Source organism: Bacillus sp. EB V-12 (genome assembly GCF_056158125.1).
Window position 1 is genome coordinate 897018 of record NZ_JBUXJL010000002.1, and the last position, 18280, is coordinate 915297.

At 33.8% G+C, this 18280-nt stretch carries 20 protein-coding genes; 10 read left to right on the plus strand and 10 right to left on the minus strand.

What is annotated here, in order from left to right; genetic code table 11:
• Positions 1 to 16 precede the first annotated feature (16 nt).
• From ACZDYH_RS11315 to ACZDYH_RS11325, 3 genes are read right to left on the minus strand one after another with little or no spacing between them, the layout of a single operon-like run.
• Positions 17 to 949, minus strand: coding sequence for an alpha/beta fold hydrolase (locus tag ACZDYH_RS11315; RefSeq protein ID WP_139124022.1), 933 nt, complete (start codon positions 947 to 949; stop codon positions 17 to 19).
• A complete protein-coding gene (locus tag ACZDYH_RS11320; RefSeq protein WP_000545608.1) occupies positions 910 to 1239 on the minus strand; it encodes a DUF3147 family protein in 330 nt (109 codons plus the stop codon). The genes ACZDYH_RS11315 and ACZDYH_RS11320 overlap by 40 nt, the downstream gene beginning before the upstream one ends.
• On the minus strand, positions 1223 to 1633 hold the full coding sequence (locus ACZDYH_RS11325; protein WP_001059785.1) for a MarR family winged helix-turn-helix transcriptional regulator: 411 nt from the start codon (positions 1631 to 1633) through the stop codon (positions 1223 to 1225). The genes ACZDYH_RS11320 and ACZDYH_RS11325 overlap by 17 nt, the downstream gene beginning before the upstream one ends.
• 121 nt (positions 1634 to 1754) lie before the next feature.
• On the opposite strand from ACZDYH_RS11325, the gene ACZDYH_RS11330 reads away from it, so the two are divergent.
• Positions 1755 to 2582, plus strand: coding sequence for a PP2C family serine/threonine-protein phosphatase (locus tag ACZDYH_RS11330; RefSeq protein WP_002023784.1), 828 nt, complete (start codon positions 1755 to 1757; stop codon positions 2580 to 2582).
• Positions 2583 to 2624: 42 nt separating this feature from the next.
• On the opposite strand, the gene asnB is transcribed toward ACZDYH_RS11330, so the two are convergent.
• Positions 2625 to 4448 (minus strand): asparagine synthase (glutamine-hydrolyzing), encoded by a 1824-nt coding sequence (asnB, locus tag ACZDYH_RS11335; RefSeq protein ID WP_000333916.1) that lies wholly within the window; start codon positions 4446 to 4448, stop codon positions 2625 to 2627.
• Between the two features lie 262 nt (positions 4449 to 4710).
• Here asnB and ACZDYH_RS11340 point away from each other — a divergent pair, with 262 nt between their 5' ends.
• Together ACZDYH_RS11340 and ACZDYH_RS11345 are read left to right on the plus strand one after the other, a co-directional pair.
• The gene (locus ACZDYH_RS11340) at positions 4711 to 5277 is read left to right on the plus strand and encodes a sigma-70 family RNA polymerase sigma factor (RefSeq protein ID WP_046392557.1); all 567 of its coding nucleotides are present in this window, start codon (positions 4711 to 4713) and stop codon (positions 5275 to 5277) included.
• Positions 5274 to 6419: a DUF4179 domain-containing protein gene (locus ACZDYH_RS11345; protein ID WP_000653121.1), complete on the plus strand. Its 1146-nt coding sequence runs from the start codon at positions 5274 to 5276 to the stop codon at positions 6417 to 6419. Before ACZDYH_RS11340 ends, ACZDYH_RS11345 begins: the two co-directional genes overlap by 4 nt.
• Positions 6420 to 6459: 40 nt before the next feature.
• On the opposite strand, the gene ACZDYH_RS11350 is transcribed toward ACZDYH_RS11345, so the two are convergent.
• Positions 6460 to 7533, minus strand: coding sequence for a WD40/YVTN/BNR-like repeat-containing protein (locus ACZDYH_RS11350; RefSeq protein WP_139849103.1), 1074 nt, complete (start codon positions 7531 to 7533; stop codon positions 6460 to 6462).
• Between the two features lie 211 nt (positions 7534 to 7744).
• On the opposite strand from ACZDYH_RS11350, the gene ACZDYH_RS11355 reads away from it, so the two are divergent.
• Together ACZDYH_RS11355 and fbpA are read left to right on the plus strand one after the other, a co-directional pair.
• Entirely contained in the window at positions 7745 to 8644 is a 900-nt protein-coding gene (locus tag ACZDYH_RS11355; RefSeq protein WP_139849102.1) for a cation diffusion facilitator family transporter, read from the plus strand.
• A gap of 193 nt (positions 8645 to 8837) precedes the next feature.
• Complete coding sequence (fbpA, locus tag ACZDYH_RS11360) at positions 8838 to 9008, plus strand: Fur-regulated basic protein FbpA (RefSeq protein ID WP_000098302.1); 171 nt, start codon at positions 8838 to 8840, stop codon at positions 9006 to 9008.
• Between the two features lie 56 nt (positions 9009 to 9064).
• Here the strand turns inward: fbpA and ACZDYH_RS11365 are convergent, their stop codons facing one another.
• Positions 9065 to 9736, minus strand: a complete 672-nt coding sequence (locus tag ACZDYH_RS11365; RefSeq protein ID WP_002023787.1) for a GntR family transcriptional regulator — start codon at positions 9734 to 9736, stop codon at positions 9065 to 9067.
• Between the two features lie 16 nt (positions 9737 to 9752).
• Positions 9753 to 10718 carry a DMT family transporter gene (locus tag ACZDYH_RS11370; RefSeq protein WP_000378080.1) on the minus strand — a complete coding sequence of 322 codons (966 nt, stop codon included), beginning with the start codon at positions 10716 to 10718 and terminating at the stop codon, positions 9753 to 9755.
• Between the two features lie 138 nt (positions 10719 to 10856).
• Here ACZDYH_RS11370 and ACZDYH_RS11375 point away from each other — a divergent pair, with 138 nt between their 5' ends.
• Complete coding sequence (locus ACZDYH_RS11375) at positions 10857 to 11168, plus strand: DUF3784 domain-containing protein (protein WP_000879376.1); 312 nt, start codon at positions 10857 to 10859, stop codon at positions 11166 to 11168.
• A 36-nt stretch (positions 11169 to 11204) separates the two neighbouring features.
• On the opposite strand, the gene ACZDYH_RS11380 is transcribed toward ACZDYH_RS11375, so the two are convergent.
• On the minus strand, positions 11205 to 12392 hold the full coding sequence (locus ACZDYH_RS11380) for a GTP-binding protein (RefSeq protein ID WP_139849101.1): 1188 nt from the start codon (positions 12390 to 12392) through the stop codon (positions 11205 to 11207).
• A gap of 168 nt (positions 12393 to 12560) precedes the next feature.
• Between ACZDYH_RS11380 and ACZDYH_RS11385 the strand changes: the two genes are divergently transcribed.
• The 4 genes from ACZDYH_RS11385 to nhaC all read left to right on the plus strand — a co-directional run bounded on the left by ACZDYH_RS11385 (position 12561) and on the right by nhaC (position 17090).
• Complete coding sequence (locus ACZDYH_RS11385) at positions 12561 to 13553, plus strand: permease (RefSeq protein WP_180352093.1); 993 nt, start codon at positions 12561 to 12563, stop codon at positions 13551 to 13553.
• Positions 13554 to 13566: 13 nt separating this feature from the next.
• Positions 13567 to 14451, plus strand: a complete 885-nt coding sequence (locus ACZDYH_RS11390) for a TIGR03943 family putative permease subunit (protein WP_139849099.1) — start codon at positions 13567 to 13569, stop codon at positions 14449 to 14451.
• Between the two features lie 112 nt (positions 14452 to 14563).
• Positions 14564 to 15223, plus strand: a complete 660-nt coding sequence (locus ACZDYH_RS11395; RefSeq protein ID WP_001104673.1) for a class I SAM-dependent methyltransferase — start codon at positions 14564 to 14566, stop codon at positions 15221 to 15223.
• Positions 15224 to 15686: 463 nt separating this feature from the next.
• The gene (gene nhaC, locus ACZDYH_RS11400; RefSeq protein WP_000843992.1) at positions 15687 to 17090 is read left to right on the plus strand and encodes a Na+/H+ antiporter NhaC; all 1404 of its coding nucleotides are present in this window, start codon (positions 15687 to 15689) and stop codon (positions 17088 to 17090) included.
• 40 nt (positions 17091 to 17130) lie between these two features.
• Here the strand turns inward: nhaC and ACZDYH_RS11405 are convergent, their stop codons facing one another.
• Positions 17131 to 17511: a MerR family transcriptional regulator gene (locus ACZDYH_RS11405; RefSeq protein ID WP_000291861.1), complete on the minus strand. Its 381-nt coding sequence runs from the start codon at positions 17509 to 17511 to the stop codon at positions 17131 to 17133.
• A 16-nt stretch (positions 17512 to 17527) separates the two neighbouring features.
• The gene (locus ACZDYH_RS11410; protein ID WP_025709158.1) at positions 17528 to 18238 is read right to left on the minus strand and encodes an SDR family NAD(P)-dependent oxidoreductase; all 711 of its coding nucleotides are present in this window, start codon (positions 18236 to 18238) and stop codon (positions 17528 to 17530) included.
• Positions 18239 to 18280: the final 42 nt, after the last annotated feature.

The following is an 18280-nucleotide window of genomic DNA, read 5'->3' on the forward strand; positions in this document are numbered from 1 at the left end:
AAGTAAGGAAGCAGCTTTAGTTGCTTCCTTTTTTGATATGTAAGAAATGAATCGCTTCAATAATAATATCTGGTCGATCATTTTCTATACCGTGACTAGCATGTTCGGCAAGAATATATTGGTTGTTAGTTGAGAGGTGTAATTGTTCGTGAATTAGTTCTTGCCACATTGCTTCAAGTTGTGTTGCTTCCTCTTTTGGCATGCCACCATTAGTCAATTGAGTAATAGAATATTGAGGATCTCTACCGATAACGATTAATGGTATTTCTAATGTTTTACATAGCTCTTTTAGTGAGAGAGCACAGTTTTTCCACTCCGATAGTTCAGAAGCTGTCGCTTTATATAATGAAGGCGAGGTAGAGAATTCAATTTGCTGTTTTGATTGATCGGTGAAAATAGGTTTTAGTTCATTATAAAGTGTGTCTACATCCATTTTGGAATATATATTATATTTTTGAAACCAAACATCATCAGAATCAGTTTGATCAGAAATTGGTAAATGAAGTTCATCTAAACGGTGTAAGTTCATCGAAGTAGAATCAACTAAAATAAGTGCTTGCAGCTTATCTTCATGTAACATCGCAAAATGTTGTGCACATAATCCTCCATAGGAATGACCGATTAGAATAAATGGTTCTTGAATAGCTAGTTTGTTTAGTAACATATGTAGCTCTTTTGTAACTTGCCTTATTGTACGCGGCTGATTGCCTAAATCACTTTTTCCGTAACCTGGGCGATGGTATGAAACAACTGTAAAGTGCTCTGAAAGCTTTTCTATAATAGGAAACCAATCATAAAATGAGCAAGTCATTCCGGTTTGAATGACTACAGTTTGTTTACCATCTCCTTTTATATGTACTTCTATATTTTGCCCCATTATTTCTACAAATTTATGAATGTTAATTCCTCCTAAGCTTGAAATAATTTTTGACAAGCAAAAACGATACACCAAACACCTATACCAAGTAGGACAGATGTACTAAGTGTAAATGAATTTTTTAAACCAATATAGACAATAAATAATAGTAGTGCTGATGCGGGGAATCCATATAATACCCCTAAAGCAAATTGACTCAATTCTTGTTTATTTCCGCCTTCGAATGAAATCCAAAATAGACTAAGTAAACTCACGAGAGGAAGGGCAGCAATAAAGCCACCTATCGTACTGTAATGTTTAGCGACTTCAGTGATAACGCCGATAATAAGTGCCGAAACGATTATTTTAACGAGGAAATGCATATTTTGCCTCCTTCGCTAATAAGGAAAATGCTTTTTCAATTAATTGTTGTTCTTCTTTTGATAACTGTGATTCTAATATTTTTATCTTTTCTTTATCTAGTAAAGTATGTTTTTCTAATACTTCAATTCCTTCAATTGTTAATGTAAGGTTTACCACTCTTTCATCTTTTTTATTTCTCTCTTTAACGATGAAACCCTTTTGAATAAGGCGTTTTATATGTTCAGATGCTGTGTTATGAGAAAGACTAAGCTCAGTAGCGACTTTTCCAATTGTTATATCTTTCTCACGAGAAACGATTTGTAAAATACGAATTGCTTGGTGGGAAAGGTTGTCCTCGTATTCGTATCGTAAGTGATAATAAATGCTCTCCCAATGTTGATTAATGTTGTTCATAATAATAAATCCCCTTTTTATATCGTATAGTAAGATATATTCGTTATTTTAGAAATAAAATCCTTTTATTTGGATAAAAAATGTTGAAAAAGTTTATTTTTATTGAAATATAAGGTAATCTATGTGTAAAGGTATACATTTAGCAAGAGAGAGGATGATAGCTGTGAATACATTCAAATGGATTAGTCATGAACAGATGTATGTAGATGAAATACATGTTGAAAAATGTGGTCCTCTTTCAGTCGGCGTATATGGGGGAAATCAAGAGAGTGATGCATATGAACGAGGAGATGCGGTGCTTGCTTGGTGGGATCCTGAATTACACTTTGAATTTGTTATGATTTTTGATACACATCACAAAACAAAAAATATAGATTATATAATAGAAGCGATTTCGGAAAGAAAAGAAAAACTAAAAGAGTTATTCTCATATCCAATACATTTAGCTTTTCATCATACACATATGTACTTATTAGCGTTATTTACAGATGAGTTATTTATTAAAAAGTGTGATCAAGATGATGAGGAACTCGCTTGCTTAATTTGTTTACGAAAAGGCGAATTTTTATATTGGTTATCAGTTGGTGATTGTTTCGCGTATTTATTCCATTCTGAGAAAACGAAAAATGGAAAAGGACGATTAAATAAACGGAAAAATTACGAATATATTGGCAGGAAAAATATTTTTGCAGCAAATACACCTTGCTTTACGTCAGGTGTAAGAGGATTAGAAAAAGGAATGAATCACATTGTAATGGCAACGGACGGTATTTTAGAGTGTGATAAACGAAGGTTTGATGATGATCAATCTTTAGTAGAAATATTACATGACGGGAATAGCTTGCAGATTGAGCCAGTATTAACAAATGTACTGCAGTGGAAAGGTAGAGATTGTGCCACGATTATTGGGTGGTCTATTGATACTGATAATAAACAATGTGCTAATTAATATAAAAGGAGTTCAAGGCTTTTATCCTTGAACTCCTTTTTGTTAAGCAATATGAATATGATATGTTTTTAACCATTCATTTACTTGTAGCATATACTCCATGGCACTTCTTGCCTCAAAATTGTTAATCTCTTTATTACTTTGATCAGCAATTGAAAGTAAGATGGAATGGTTAATAAGTGAGAAAATAGGATTGTTTTTATTGCTACACATATCAAGTGTTAAATTACGGATTGTTTGTAAGTAGTGTGGATCTTGTGAAGTTGGATAAGCGCTTTTTCTTCTATTACGTACATCGTCAGGTAAAGCTGGTTGTAGTGCTCTACGTAAAATGCCTTTTTCAATATTATCAATACTTTTTATGTTGAAAGGAACATTCCATAAATATTCAACTAATCTATAATCGCAAAACGGTACACGAACTTCAAATCCAACAGCCATACTCATGCGATCTTTACGGTCAAGTAAGAAAGGAAGGAATCTTGTTAAAAATAAATAAAACATTTGGCGTTGTTTCGCGGATTTTTTACTTTCCCCTTCAAGAGTAGGTACTTCAAGTATCGCTTCTTGGAATCGTGTATCAATATAGTTTTCTAGATTACATTGGTTACTTACTTCATTTAGTAGAAGAGGAGATGTATTTTTCCAATTTGTTAGCCAAGGAAACTTATCTACATATAGTAATTCTTCTTGATGAAACCAAGGGTATCCACCGAATACTTCATCAGCCGATTCACCGGATAAAGCTACGGTCGCATCTTTTTTCATTTCGCAAAATAGTAAATATAGTGAAGTTTCCATTTCACCAGCACTCGGTAAATCTTTCGCATGAAGGGGAACGAATAAGTGATTTGCTAATTCTTCAGCATTCACAATAATATCATGATGCGCTGTCCCTACATGTTCAGAAACGCGTTTTACCCAAGGAGCGTCTAAACCAGTGCGAGCAAATGTCAGCTCGAAATCTTTTGCACTATTTACAAAGTCAACGGAATACGTATGAAGTGTTTTATTTTCCGCAGCAAATTCTTTACCCGCAAGTGCAGTAATACCGCTAGAGTCTAATCCGCCTGATAACATACAAACGAGAGGAACATCGGCAATTAATTGTCTTTTTACTGTATCTTGTAAAATAGATAAAATATGCGAAGATGTATCTTCTATAGAGTCTGTATGGAACTTACTTTCTAAATTCCAATACTTCGTAACTACTTTTTTATGACGTGTAAACGTTATACAATGTCCAGCACGCACTTCTTGAATATGTTTAAAGACGCCACATCCTGGAGTGCGAAATAAGCCTAATCCAAATATTTCATTTATTCCACCCGCATCAATTTCAGCAGGAACAGATGGATGCGCTAATAATGCTTTTATTTCAGATCCGAAAATAATGCTGTCATTTCTTTCTGTGTAAAAGAGTGGTTTTACACCTAAATGATCACGCGCTAAAAATAATTGTTGCTTCTGATCATCCCATAAGGCGAAAGCGAAAATTCCGTTTAAATATCGCACGCAGTCTTCTTTCCATTCTAGATAAGCATGTAGTAACACTTCTGTATCTGAATGGGTTTCAAATGCATGCCCACATTTTTGAAGCTGCTCTTTAAGTTCACGGAAATTATAAATTTCTCCATTATAAGTAAGAGCATACGTATAATCACCAGCACGGAATGTCTTCGGCTGTGTACCGCCTTCTGGATCAATTACAATTAAACGCCGGTGTGCAAAGGCCGCATGAGGTGAAAACCAAAATCCTTCAGCATCTGGACCACGATGCTGAATACGATTTGCCATCTTTTTTAAAATAACATGTTGATTTGAAAGGTCTTCCTTCCAATCTACCCAACCTGTAATTCCACACATACACATCTCATCTCCTAAATTAAAATAGTAGATTAACGAAATAAAATGTACATCAAGTTAAAAAATGACTATATAAATAGTGTACTACATGAATTAAATTACAGACTTGAGAAAATTTTCTTTGAACGCATAGTTATGTGAGACAATGGCTAAGGGAAAGTATTCCATTACATACAAAAAATAAAAAAGATGAGAGAAAAAATTTTTTCAGACGTTATATAGGATGTAAAAGCTTTTACAAAACAATAAGGGGAATCGCTACATGAAATCAAATGAGAAAAATTTTATAAAAAGATTACAGCGGCAAAAAGAAGACGCGTTAGAATTTGTTGTCGATACATACTTACCACTCATAAAGGGGATCACGCATAAAGTTCTACTCCCAATTCAAAATGATGGACTCATAGAGGAATGTATAAACGATATATTTCTTTCCATTTGGAATAACGCAAATAAATTTCATGGAGAGCCGAGTGATTTTAAAAAGTGGATTGCAGCGATTGCGAAGTTTAAAGCAATTGATTATTACCGGAAATCGACTAAAACAGTAGAAATCATTTCAGATGAGTTTCATATCAGTACAGAAAAATCAGCAGAAGACGAATTAATCGTTATGGAAGATAGGGAAGAATTATTGAAGCTCATTAATCAATTAGAACCGCTAGATCAAAAGGTGTTCATTATGAAATATTTACTTGGTATGAAGACAGAGGAAATAGGTGGCAAGTTAGGATTAACTCGGGCAGCAATTGATAATCGAGTGTACCGGGGGAAAAAGAAACTACAACAAAATGCTACGAATATTAGTTTTGGAGGTAGTGCAATATGAAAGACATTTATGAACTATTAAATGATATTGATATAGATGAAAAAGAACTAGAAGAAATTGAGGCTTCTGAAATTGAAAAGGAAAAAGTAAAACGAAATGTAAAACAATCGATACGTACGAAGAAAAAGATGAAAAGTTGGAAAAAAGGTGTCGCTGCTGCATCTATTTTAGTAGGATTATCAGTTGCAACTCTTGGTATCGGTTTTCCTACATATGCTGGAGGGTTGCCAATTGTAGGTGACATATTCCGATTTTTAGATAATGGTAGAACGGGGTTATATGAAAACTCTAAAACTGACGCAGGGAAGATAATGGAGCCTCATTATAATTATAAACAATACACTACAGTACTAAATATGACAAAAGAAAGCAAGGGAATAAAGATAACGATTAATGATGCCATTTTTGATGGGAAGACAGTATCAATAAACTATTCTATAGAAAGTAACAGAGATCTAGGCGAAAATCCAAGTACGTTGGATTTTTTAACTATTAAAGGAGCAGGTACCCAATCAGGTAGCAATAAAATTACTAAAGTCGCAGATAGAAAATATACAGGTTTAATAAAAACAAGTAGCGATCTAGTTGGTAGTAAAGAAACTATAGTGAATGTTGAATGGAATGTACAAAGTATAGCCATTTTAGAAACTGAAGAAGAGATAAAAGGGGATTGGAATTTTAATATTAATCTAAAAGGAATAGAAAATAAAGAGACATTGATTGGAGGTAGTACAGAAAAAGATGGTGTCAAAGTAAATATGGAGAGAATGGAAATAACACCAATTTCGTTTATTCTATATTACAACCAAGAAGTATCTCAAAAGATAAGGGGTGTATGGGATGGAGTGGATGTCGATTTAGAAGTGAGAGATGATTTAGGTAATCAGTATTATGGAGAAGGAAATGGAGGTTCAGGTGAAGATTCTTATAATTTTAATTGGAGTAAAACATTCCAACAACTTAATGAGAACGCTACTAAGTTAATAATAACACCTCACGTTAATTTAAGAATCCACACTCCTGAAAATTATGGATCGGTAACAATAGTTGAAGGACAAGTAAAGGAGCGTTTTGTACCTCGAAGATTGGGAGGCAATAAGGGTATTGTATTAGATGATATTGTCATTGATTTAAAGAAATAAAAGAGAGACTGCCTAAAATCATTTAGGCAGTCTTTTTTCGTTAAGAACTAGTGACGAATAGTGCATGCGGATGCTGCGTTTTATACTCATCTTTCCACGGAATGTTTAGTTGTTCCCACGATTCGCCGCTATCATTGGATTGAAAGACGCCATTGTTATTTAACGTGTAAAACGTATGTGGTTCGGCTTCGTTTGTAGCAAACATCGAAATGACTGTACCGATTGCAGATGGTAGTCCTTGTTGTACTTGCTGGAACGGAGTATCTTTCGTTTTTCGATAAATATAAGATTCATAAGGGATACGATGATGAGCGAGATCAGCACTTGGCGCAGCAGAAACGAGAATCGTATCACAATCAGCTGGATCGATAGCCATGCTGTATAAATAATGATTTTCAAGTCCTGCACTACATGAGATCCAACTGTTTCCATTGTTATAACTCTCAAGATAAGCACGATCAGGTCCGCCCATAAATCCGTCACCACATGATGCATAAAGGCGATTTGGTGCTTTAGGGTGCATAAGTAATTGATGAGCATCGATAGGAGCACCGAATTTTTTATCAATCCATGTATGCCCTTTATCGTTACTTTGAATAACAGCACCAGCTTCGATTGAAACGTGTATTGTATTAGGGTTATTTGGGTCAACTGTAATCCAGCGTACGTGATGGGTAAAAGGTCTAGGCGGAAATGCCCACGTATAAGAAGATAATAATGATTTCATATTTTTAAGTTCAGTCCACGTTTCACCACCATTTTCAGAGCGAAATAAAGCGCTCGGTTCTGTGCCGACATAAACGACACCATATCCGTTAACTTGTTCATTTGAGCTTATTGTTATGGAAGTGATAGAGGAGTGCAAAATACCATCTTCTTTAGGGAAATCAAAGTAACGATAAGAATCTCCAATTGGTCTCCATGAATCCCCACTATCGTCACTTAACCATAGACCTCGTCCAAATGTTCCGCAATATACACGATTCTTTTGAAATGGATCAACAGCGATACAGGTAGGTTGCATATTTTGTAAGTGATAAGTCGTTTCATAGTTATCATTGTGTTCTTTCACTACAACAAGTTCACGTTCCATACAGAGAAATAAACGTTTCATTTAAGTAACCTCCTTAAAAATTCTTTCATTAGTAAACAATATGAAAATAAAAAAGAAGTAGTCTTGTTTTATTTGAGAAAAAGGGATTGTTTAAAAAATAGCGAAGTGTGTATACAGAGGAAGCGGGCGTTTACAATCAGTCAATTCGGGATAAAGATGGGGAGTTTGTTTCATACTAACATACAGATATTGTACTTAAAGGAGTATAAGTATGGGACATTCGCATGATCATGGTCATTCAAAAAATAAAAAGGCGTTACTAATTGCCTTCCTACTAACAACAAGTTTTATGATTGCAGAAGTTGTTGGTGGATTTGTAACAAATAGCTTAGCACTACTATCTGACGCGGGGCATATGCTAAGTGATGCAGTATCTTTAGCTTTAAGTTTACTTGCGTTTAAACTTGGAGAAAAAACAGCAACAACTGCGAAAACATACGGGTATAAGCGAGTCGAAATGTTAGCAGCATTATGTAACGGTGTCGTTCTTATTGTCATTTCGGTATACATTTTTATTGAAGCAATCCGTCGTTTTAAAGAACCAGTTGAGATTGCTAGTAATGGGATGCTCATTATTGCAGTCCTTGGTCTGCTTATTAATATTTTATCAGCTTGGATATTAATGAGAGGCGGAGATGTGAAAAGTAATTTGAATTTAAGAAGTGCTTTCCTGCACGTACTAGGCGATCTATTGGGTTCCGTCGGAGCGATTATTGCTGCGTTACTTATTAAATTTTTCGGATGGACTGCTGCAGATGCGATTGCTAGTATTCTTGTGTCTATTTTAGTCATTATTAGTGGATGGCGTGTAACACGTGATACGGTTCATATATTAATGGAAGGTGCACCACAGCACATAAATGTTGAAGAGGTAAAAAGTACGTTATTAAATATTCCGATTGTCAAAGAAGTTCATGATTTGCACATATGGTCTGTCACATCAGATTTTCAAGTATTAACATGTCATCTTATTATTAAAGGGAATGAAACGCAAAGTGTATTAAAAGAGGCTACGTATGTATTAAAGGAGAAATTTCATGTAGAACATGTCACCATTCAAGTAGAAATAGATGGTGAATTTAATCATGATGAGACAACTTGCAAAGTATGAAAGAAAAAGGATAAGAAAAAGTGTCATAACATTTTTCGCACGGCATACATATATATAATGTGGCCACAAGTACTTTGCAAGGTAAATATTTCATGAAATTACTTTACTTATAAAGAGTCATCTTTTATAATCAAAAGTGGTAATTGATAGAGATTATCATTTTCAATGATCGTAGAAAGGAGTTTTTTAAAAGATGAGTAGTCAACTCCGTTTTGCTGTTGAAAATCGTAAGAGGCATTTAATTGATGAGTTAATTGGAGCAGGTGTGTTTAAGATTCGCGACCGACAATTATACGAGCTGTCTTTAGAGGAATTGGAAAAAGAGTACGAAGATATGGAAGATTATGCGAATATTCAGGCGTAGCTATATAGATTAGTAAAAAGAGAGCTGGTTACGATTTTGTGTAACCAGCTCTCTTTTTATTTCGTAGAAATTATTTTTTGTATTTCTTTCATGGGACGGAGCCAGTTTTGGGTCATTATTTGTTCCATTTGTTTTTCGTCCTGCTTCTGTAATGCTTGAATGATAGAGTGATGTTCTTCAATAGATTGACTTGCTGGAACAAAGTTTTGGAAAAACAAATATTCAAGACGTAAAACGTGAAGTTGCATATTTTCTAAAAAGGGTTCAATATATTGGTTTTTAGCAATAGAAGAAATTGTATTGTGGAATTGTATATCTAATTCTAAAGCTTGTTTTGCGTTTTTTTTCTCTATAGAGTGCTGAAAATGATCATTTATTTCAGAAAGTAGTTGAATATCAGCGTCTGTAATGTTTTGAAGAGCTTGCTTTCCTATAATAGAGTGAAGACCAGCCATCGTTTCATAAATGATAGATACGTCGTCTAACTTAATAGGAGCAATTTTTGTTTTTTGCCCTGGTACCATTTCCACTAATCCAGAAAGCTCTAATATTTGAAGTGCTTCTCTTACAGGTGTTCTGCTTACTCCTAGTGCCTCAGCCAATTCCCCATCATTAATTTTTTCATTGGGCTTCAGTACACCTTCAATAATCCAATTTTGTAGTTGATTTAAAACGAGTGATTTTGCTGAAATTCTTCCTGGTTTTTTATAATTTTGAGGGACAGGCATAGTGAATTCAATCCTTTCATTGTATATTTTCCTTTTTTGCATGAACAAGCTTTAATTTTTGTTTCCCTTCATCCGGCTTTTGGCTTAAGATGAGCACCATTACAATGACACAAAAAGCGCCTAATAACTGAAAAGATTGAAATGGCACGTGCAATATAAGTACAGAAGAAATAATAGCTGCGAGTGGTTCTGTGCAACCAAATAATGTTGTTTCTTTCGGAGTCAGGTATCGTATGCTGTCTAAGTATAAATAAAAGGCAATAAGTGTCCCGAAAATGACGACAAATGTGATGAGCGGTAGGGTACTTAGTTTTACATATTTCATAGTTGATAATAAAATGAATTCGTTTGTAGAAATAAAGTGTACAATCGTTACACCAATACCCCCAATAATCATGCCCCATCCAACGATAACGGAGGAAGACCATTTTTCTAACAATTCCTTTGAATATAAACTATAAAAAGCGAGAGATAATCCAGATAAAATACCCCAAATAATAGCTGGTGTAGAAACAGCCAAGTTATGAACAGACCCGTTTGTTAGTAAGAGAAAAGTGCCTACTAATGAAAGGGTAATTGAAATGAAATCAATTTTTGATGGACGAACGTTCCATTTGAAAAGTAAGTATACAGTGATGAATATAGGAGCTAAATATTGTAATAATGTTGCCACGGCGGCATTTCCTTCTTTAATTGAAGCGAAATACGTATACTGTACAGCAAGCATACCGAATAGACCAAACAAAATCATTTTAATAGCATCAGATTTTTGTTTCCAAATGCCAAATATCTCTTTTTTTCTCGTTCCGAATGAGGAAATAATGAGCAAAATAATTCCAGATATAAGTAAACGGATCGTAACTAACCATTCGGTTGAAACATTGTCATATTGAAAAAGTTGTTGTGCAGCTGTACCAGACAAGCCCCATAAACAAGCACCGATTATGACCATTATAATTCCTTTTAATCGATTTGAATCCATATGATCTAAAATTCTCCTTTCTAAAAATACAAATTGAATACAATATGCAATATATCACAGAATGACTCGTTAATAAACTGAAATTTCTAATTTTATTTTTTTTATGTATAGTAAAATATTGTAGAGGAGGGGGAGGATATGTTAGCTGGATTTTTAGTTTGTTTATTTGTTGGGTTACTTATCATTTTTTTAGGGTATCAAATACATGTGAAAAAGAGGTTGTTTTTGTTAGCAGGATATCAAGAAGAAACGTTTGTTGGAGATAAAAATAAATTAGCGAAGCTTTCAGGAGCATTTTCTTATATAGTTGGAGTTGCTACTATAATATTACCGCTTGGCTTAGAAAAAATAGGTAATGTAGTTGGTATCGTATATGCTATATTAATTGTTTTAGGTACAATTGTATTCATAATTAAAGCAAACTTATTAAATAAGAGTACTATAAAGTAAAAAAGGCTTCATTCTACTGAAGCCTTTTATTAATTGTTATGAAGTATAAGTAAAAGCTGGAATAGGATCAACAAATATATCCCAATCTTGTTTCATTTCTTTCTCTGTTAATAGACAACTATCTAATGATTGTTCAATTAAAGAACGGTTCATATCAATTCCGATAAATACGAGTTCGGTTATTCGATCTCCATATTGTTTATCCCAGTTTTTCAATACTTCTGGTTCTTCTGTAATCATTTGATTTCTTTCAGTTTCAGATAATGCCGCTATCCACTCACCGGCTCCTTGAATTGTAATAGAGGAACCTGCTTGAGATAGAAGCCCTATCATATTATTACGAGATGCCAGCCAGAAGAATCCTTTCGCTCTTACAACATCTAAAGGCCATCTTTCTAGCCAATTCATAAGGCGCTCGGGATGGAAAGGATATTTGCGGCGGTAAACAAAGGAATTGATACCGTATTCTTCCGTTTCCGGTGTATGATGGTCACTATTTAATTCTTGTATCCAGCCGGCCGATTGACTGACTTCTTCATAATTAAATAGATTTGTGTTTAAAATTTCTTGTAATGGTACTTTGCTAAACGAAGATTCAAGAACTTTTGCATTAGGATTTAATTTTTTTAGTAAATGATGAAGCTCTATCACATCTTCTTTTTCTAGCAAATCTATCTTATTAAGAATAATTACGTTTGCAAATTCAATTTGATCTATTAATAAATCAATAACTTCTCGGGTATCATTCTCATCGATTGCTTGTTTTCGGTCTAATAAACTTTCTCCATCTGCAAAATCATCCCAAAATCTATTTGCATCTACAACTGTAACCATCGTATCGAGGCGACAATTTTTCGTTAAATCAATGTTAAGGACTTCGTCTGTATAAGTAAACGTTTGAGCAACTGGAATAGGCTCACTTATCCCAGAAGATTCAATAATAATATAGTCAATATCACCATTTTCCACAAGACGATTCACTTCTATCATTAAATCTTCTCGTAGTGTACAACAAATACAGCCATTTTGAATCTCTACTAGTTTTTCCTCCGTACGTGAAAAACCACCCTTTTTTATAAGAGATGCATCAATGTTTACTTCGCTCATGTCATTAACGATGACAGCTACTTTTAAGTTATTCTTATTAGTCAAAATGTGATGTAGTAAGGTAGTTTTTCCAGATCCTAAAAAACCACTTAATACAGTGATAGGTACTTTTTTCATGAAATGATCTCTCCTTTAAATCGTAATGATTACGTTTTATGTTAAACGATAGGAAAAGAAAAAGCAAGAATAAATCATAATGATTACGATTTAAGAATAGAAATAGACTATAAAATTTGTGCTGTAGTATGGAGCATTTGGACAAGCACATGTTTACATATAAATAAAATGGAGGCGAGAAGCTTGGTCTTTAATAGGGTTTCAAAAGAATTAGTAGGCATAGCTCTTATCGCTATGTTTCTCTTTTTATTATTTTTTGTAGATTTTACAAGTCTAGCAAATTTGCACAAAAATATGCCACAGGAATGGTTGAATGTGAATACAGTATTTTTAAGTATCATTTTTGAAGCAATACCCTTTATTTTATTAGGGGTAATTGTTTCTTCATGTATTCAAGTGTTTGTGACGGAAGATATGATTCAAAAAGTAATGCCGAAATCTCCGATTGTTGCAATGATTCCAGCAGTATTTGTGGGAGTTCTTTTTCCAATGTGTGAATGTGTCATTATACCAATTGTAAGAAGGCTCATTCAAAAGGGGCTACCACTTCATGTAGGCATTGTTATTTTATTGAGTGCACCCATTATGAATCCAGTTGTTCTTTTATCTACTGTATATGCGTTTCAAAAAAATGATTACGTTGTATATGCACGCTTTGGGATAACAATTCTAGTTGCTCTATTCATAGGTCTAATTGTGTATTATTGCTATCGCGAAAGAAATGTTTTAAAAGACGTAGAGGTTTCAGTTCAAATAAGCAAAAAAAAGAGTTGGAAAGATGTTATGAATCACACTGTAGATGAGTTTTTTGATACTGGTAAGTATTTATTGATTGGTGCTTTTTTAGCAAGTGTATTTCAAACGTTTTTTGATCGGAATGTACTGGATGCAGTAGCACATAACGAAGTAATTGCTCCCATTATTATGATGGGGTTTGGTTATGTTTTATCAATTTGCTCTGCAGCCGATGCTTTTATAGCTGCGTCTTTTGGACATGTTTTCTCGATAAAGGCACTTCTCGCATTTCTTGTGTTTGGGCCTATGCTTGATATGAAAAATACGTTAATGCTATTTGCGTATTTTCAAAAAAGATTTGTATTCTTTTTGATGGGAATTGTCATTGTATCTGTGTATACCATCCTGCAAATCATAATGTTATAGGAGGTGAGAAAGAATGGAGAAAGAGGAGCAGAAGGCATATCATCGCTATATTCGTGGCATTATTTTAATTGGTTTAGCAATGCTCTTATTTAAACTACTTGTAACAGGGAATATTTATAATTTTATCGCTCCAAAAATGATCAAATTTACGTATATAGCTTTTGTAGTAATTTTAATTTTTGGTATTGTACAAGTTTGGGGAGATGGAAGAGAAAAACAGCATGATTATAATTGTTGTAAACATCATACAACATCAAAATCAGGGATAAAAAGTTTCTTTGTATATGTTTTATTTGTTGTTCCGATAGTTAGTGCTTTTCTCTTTGGAAGTGTAACAATTGATGGAAGTTTAGCAGGAAAAAGGGGTATGAATCAAAGTGTACAGGCGAGAAGTCTGGAAAGAAACGAAAAAGAGGGGAAACAGGTTAAGTTTGATGAGCGAGAAGTATTAGTTGATTCAGAAGAAACATCAAATTTAGCAACGACTTATAAAACGGAAGAGCAAGTAGTAAAAAGTATGTTAGGACAGCGTAAACTACAAGTAAAGGATAAGGATTATGTTCAAACAATGAATGTAATTGGTCAAAATGTTAATTGGTTTAAAGGGAAAGAAATTACATTCTTAGGGTTTATATATAAGGATAAAGATGTGACGGGGAATCAAGCAGTAGTGGCTCGATATGGCATAACTTGTTGTATTGCGGATGCATCAGTCTGGGGGATGATTGTTACCGGGAAAAATATTGAAAAAATTCCAGAAGAAACATGGGTAAAAATAACAGGATTATTAGATGAAACGACATATAAAGGAACAGTCTTTCCACTTGTAAAAGTAAACAAAATCGAGAAAATTAATAAGCCAACTGACCCATATGTATATGATGCTTTACCTCAATAGAAAAGAATAAATTCTTCATATTTTCATGAAATAGAATCATAATCAAGGCGATAAAAAAATAAAGATAAGAGTAATTTGGTTTGTTAAAAATATGTGCAGAAGGAGTTATGCGATGAACTGGGTTACTCATAAACCATCATTTGAATTTGAAACATTTAGTCCTATTATTCGGTCACAATCTGCGTGGAGTGGACATTTAGATTTTGCATATGACTTAGTACGATTTGAAAAACCAGAAACTTTAGTTGAGTTAGGTACACATTTAGGAGCTTCCTTTTTTAGTTTTTGTCAGGGAGTAAAAGATGGAGGGTTATCGACTAAATGCTTTGCAGTAGATACTTGGGCTGGAGATGGGCATACAGGTCCATATGGAGAAGGGGTTTTTCAAATAGTAGAAAAAGTAGTGAGCGATAACTACCTTAATATAGGAAATTTAATTCGATCTACTTTTGATGATGCTGTAGACCGGTTTCAAGATGAAACGATAAATCTTTTGCATATTGATGGCTATCATACGTATGAAGCTGTTTCTCACGATTATAATACATGGCTACCGAAAGTCGCGAAAAACGGTATTGTATTATTTCATGATATTGAAGTTAGAAGTAGTGATTTCGGCGTATATAAGTTTTGGGATGAGGTAAAAGCGAAGTACCCTCATTTTCAATTTGCGCATTCATATGGACTGGGAGTGTTATTTCCGAAGGGTTGTAGTGATAAGTTTGAGGAAATACTTAAAAATAAAGAAGAAATACAAAATATGTATAAATAAAGATAGGGCATACATCATTTTTATGATGTGTGCCCTATTTTTTATGTAGAAAATAATGGTGTGAATTAAAAAGCGAAGATAGTTGTAAAAAGTTTTATTGCAGCAAATATTAAAAAAGTTAGTATGGGATTTTTCTTTGTAAATAAAGTGAAGCTTTAATACGTTCATATCAATTCGGAATTTTACAGTAGTTAATTTCTTACCTAAGTGCTTTGCACTTACTGAATTTTGAGACGGGGGTCTTATTGGCCGAAAATATTGGGATAAATAAAAATACAACATTTTTTATATTTTTCATTGCGAAAAACGTAATCTACTTTTACAATAGAAAGGGTTGTGAATATATTATACTGGAAAAATAAATCGAAATAATATGAAAATTTTGTTTTGTCTTCGCTAATTGTATATTACATACATGTAAGACGACATACGTCATGTTATCGACTTGTAAGGAGAGAAAAAAATGAAAAGTGTAAGATTACCATCGATGCTAGAAATCATAGTTCTTTTATTACTATTTCTTGCTGTTGTCTTTTCCTTCCAAACGATTTTTGATCTCCCAATTCAATTAGCGCTATTTATTTCATGGTTTTTAGTAATTGCGCTTGGATTAAGATTAGGATTTCGTTATCAAGAATTGCAAGATGCAATTACGAAAGGGATTTCTAACGGATTAGAAGCGATACTGATTTTAGTTGCAGTAGGTGCTTTAATTGGAACATGGATTGCTGGTGGGGTAGTACCAACATTAATCTATTATGGATTAGAATTTATTCACCCTAGCATATTCCTATTAGCAACATTAATTATTTGTTCTATAACTTCTATCGCAACAGGAACGTCTTGGGGAACAGTGGGAACAGCAGGTATTGCTATGATGGCGATTGGTGAAGGACTTGGTTTACCACTTCCGCTTGTTGCTGGTGCAGTTCTTTCAGGAGCTTATTTCGGCGACAAATTATCACCACTTTCTGATAGCACAGTTCTTGCAGCTTCTATGGCGAAAGTAGATGTTATTGCTCACGTTCGAGCTATGCTCGTATTAGATGTTCCAGCTTATATTATTACTAGTATTATGTTTACTGTAGCTGGTTGGATGTATGGCGGCGATAATGTAGATTTGAATCGAGTAGAATTTTTAAAAGAAGCTTTATTAAAGCAATTTGATATTAAAATATGGATGCTTGTTCCGGCGGTCATTGTTATCGTTCTATTAGCGATGAAGAAACCGTCTATGCCAACAATTGCAATGGGAGCTTTAATTGGTGCAATTTGGGCAACCCTTTTCCAAGGGATGAACTTTGGAGAGGCGATTGGAACAGCTTATAACGGATTCTCAATTCAATCTGGTGTTGAGTTTGTTGACAAGTTATTAAACCGTGGTGGAATTAACGGCATGCTTGGCTCAGTAGCCGTTATTATTTTCGGTTTAGGATTTGGTGGATTACTTGAAAAACTAGGTGTTTTAAAAGTAATCGTATCAAAATTTGAGAAGAAATTAAATTCTGCAGGTAATGTAACATTGTCTACATTAATCGTGGCATTCTTAGCTAATATATTTGGTTGTGCGATGTATGTATCACTAATTTTAACACCAAAAATTATGGAAGATAGCTATGATAAATTAAAAATAGACCGTCGTGTATTAGCGCGTAACTCAGAAGTAGGTGGAACGTTAACTTCAGGTATGGTTCCATGGTCTGATAATGGTATTTTTATGGCTGGTATTTTAGGTGTAGCAACGTTCTCATACGTTCCGTTTATGTGGTTAAGCTTCGTATCGTTAATTTTAGCAGTTATTTACGGATATACAGGCAAATTCATCTGGTATGTAGATGATGCAGATAAAGGAAAGCAAGCATCATAAAATAAAAATCACCTTCTACAATATGTAGAAGGTGATTTTTTTATTTTTTAATAGCATTTGCTGAAGTTATTTCATTCTCATATTTAGCAATTTTTTGTTGTATCTTTTTTAAGTTTTTTTCAGTGTCTTGAATGAGCTGTAAGACATTGGTCTCCTGTTGTTTCATTAATTCTAACCTTTGAAGGATGGTAGATTCTCCTTCCATAGACCAGTCGATAAATTGTTTTATTTTTTGAATTGGCATACCAGTGTTTTTTAAACACAAAATCATCTCTAAATATTTCAGTGCTTCTTCATCAAAAACTCGATCTCCTTTTTCGTTTCTTTGCAGAAAAGGAAACAGTCCTTGTTTATCGTAATAACGTATTTGAGAAATAGTTAAGTGTTGCATTTTGGCGACTTGCCCAATTGTATAATACATATCATTCATCCTTTTATTACCAAGGTATAATGCCATCTTTGTTAAGTATTTTACCATTATAGTTTGTTTCACTTAATGCATATTTAATAATAATTTTAGCACTTTCAGTGGTTGTATGGCCACCGGGGGAATTTCCATTAAGATCCGTAGTTGTAAAACCAGGAGTTACCCCAAATACTTCTGGACCGTTAGTGGCAAATTCTTTACTAAAAGCTAATGTTAAAGCATTAATAGCTGTTTTTGAAGAATTATATCCTAGTGTATTAATTGGATGTGTTTCACCATTAGCAAACATTGTTAGTGAGGCCATGTCAGTTGTTACATTTATTATTTTACTGTTGCTTGAATTCTTTAATAATGGCAAAAAGGCTTGCATCATTTGGAAAGTTCCAAAAAAATTAACTTCAAATCCTTGGCGTAAAGTTTCAATATTTAATTCACTAGGTAGTGTATTGAAGTCTAGCGCTATGCCTGCGTTATTAATTAATAAATGTAAGTGGTCAGTCGTTTCGTAAATTTTCTTTATTGCTTCTTGAATGGATTGTGAATTTGAAATATCTACTTGAATATAGGAAACGTTTGAAACATTTAAAGATTCTACGGCTTGTTGTCCAAGTTGTTCATTACGAGCACCTAAAAATACGTGATAATCTTTTTCTGCTAATTGACGAACAAGTTCATATCCAATTCCTTTATTTGCACCTGTTATAAAAGCATATTTTTTCATATTGAATTCCTCCAGTAGTGTTATAGTAGGTTACACTGGAAA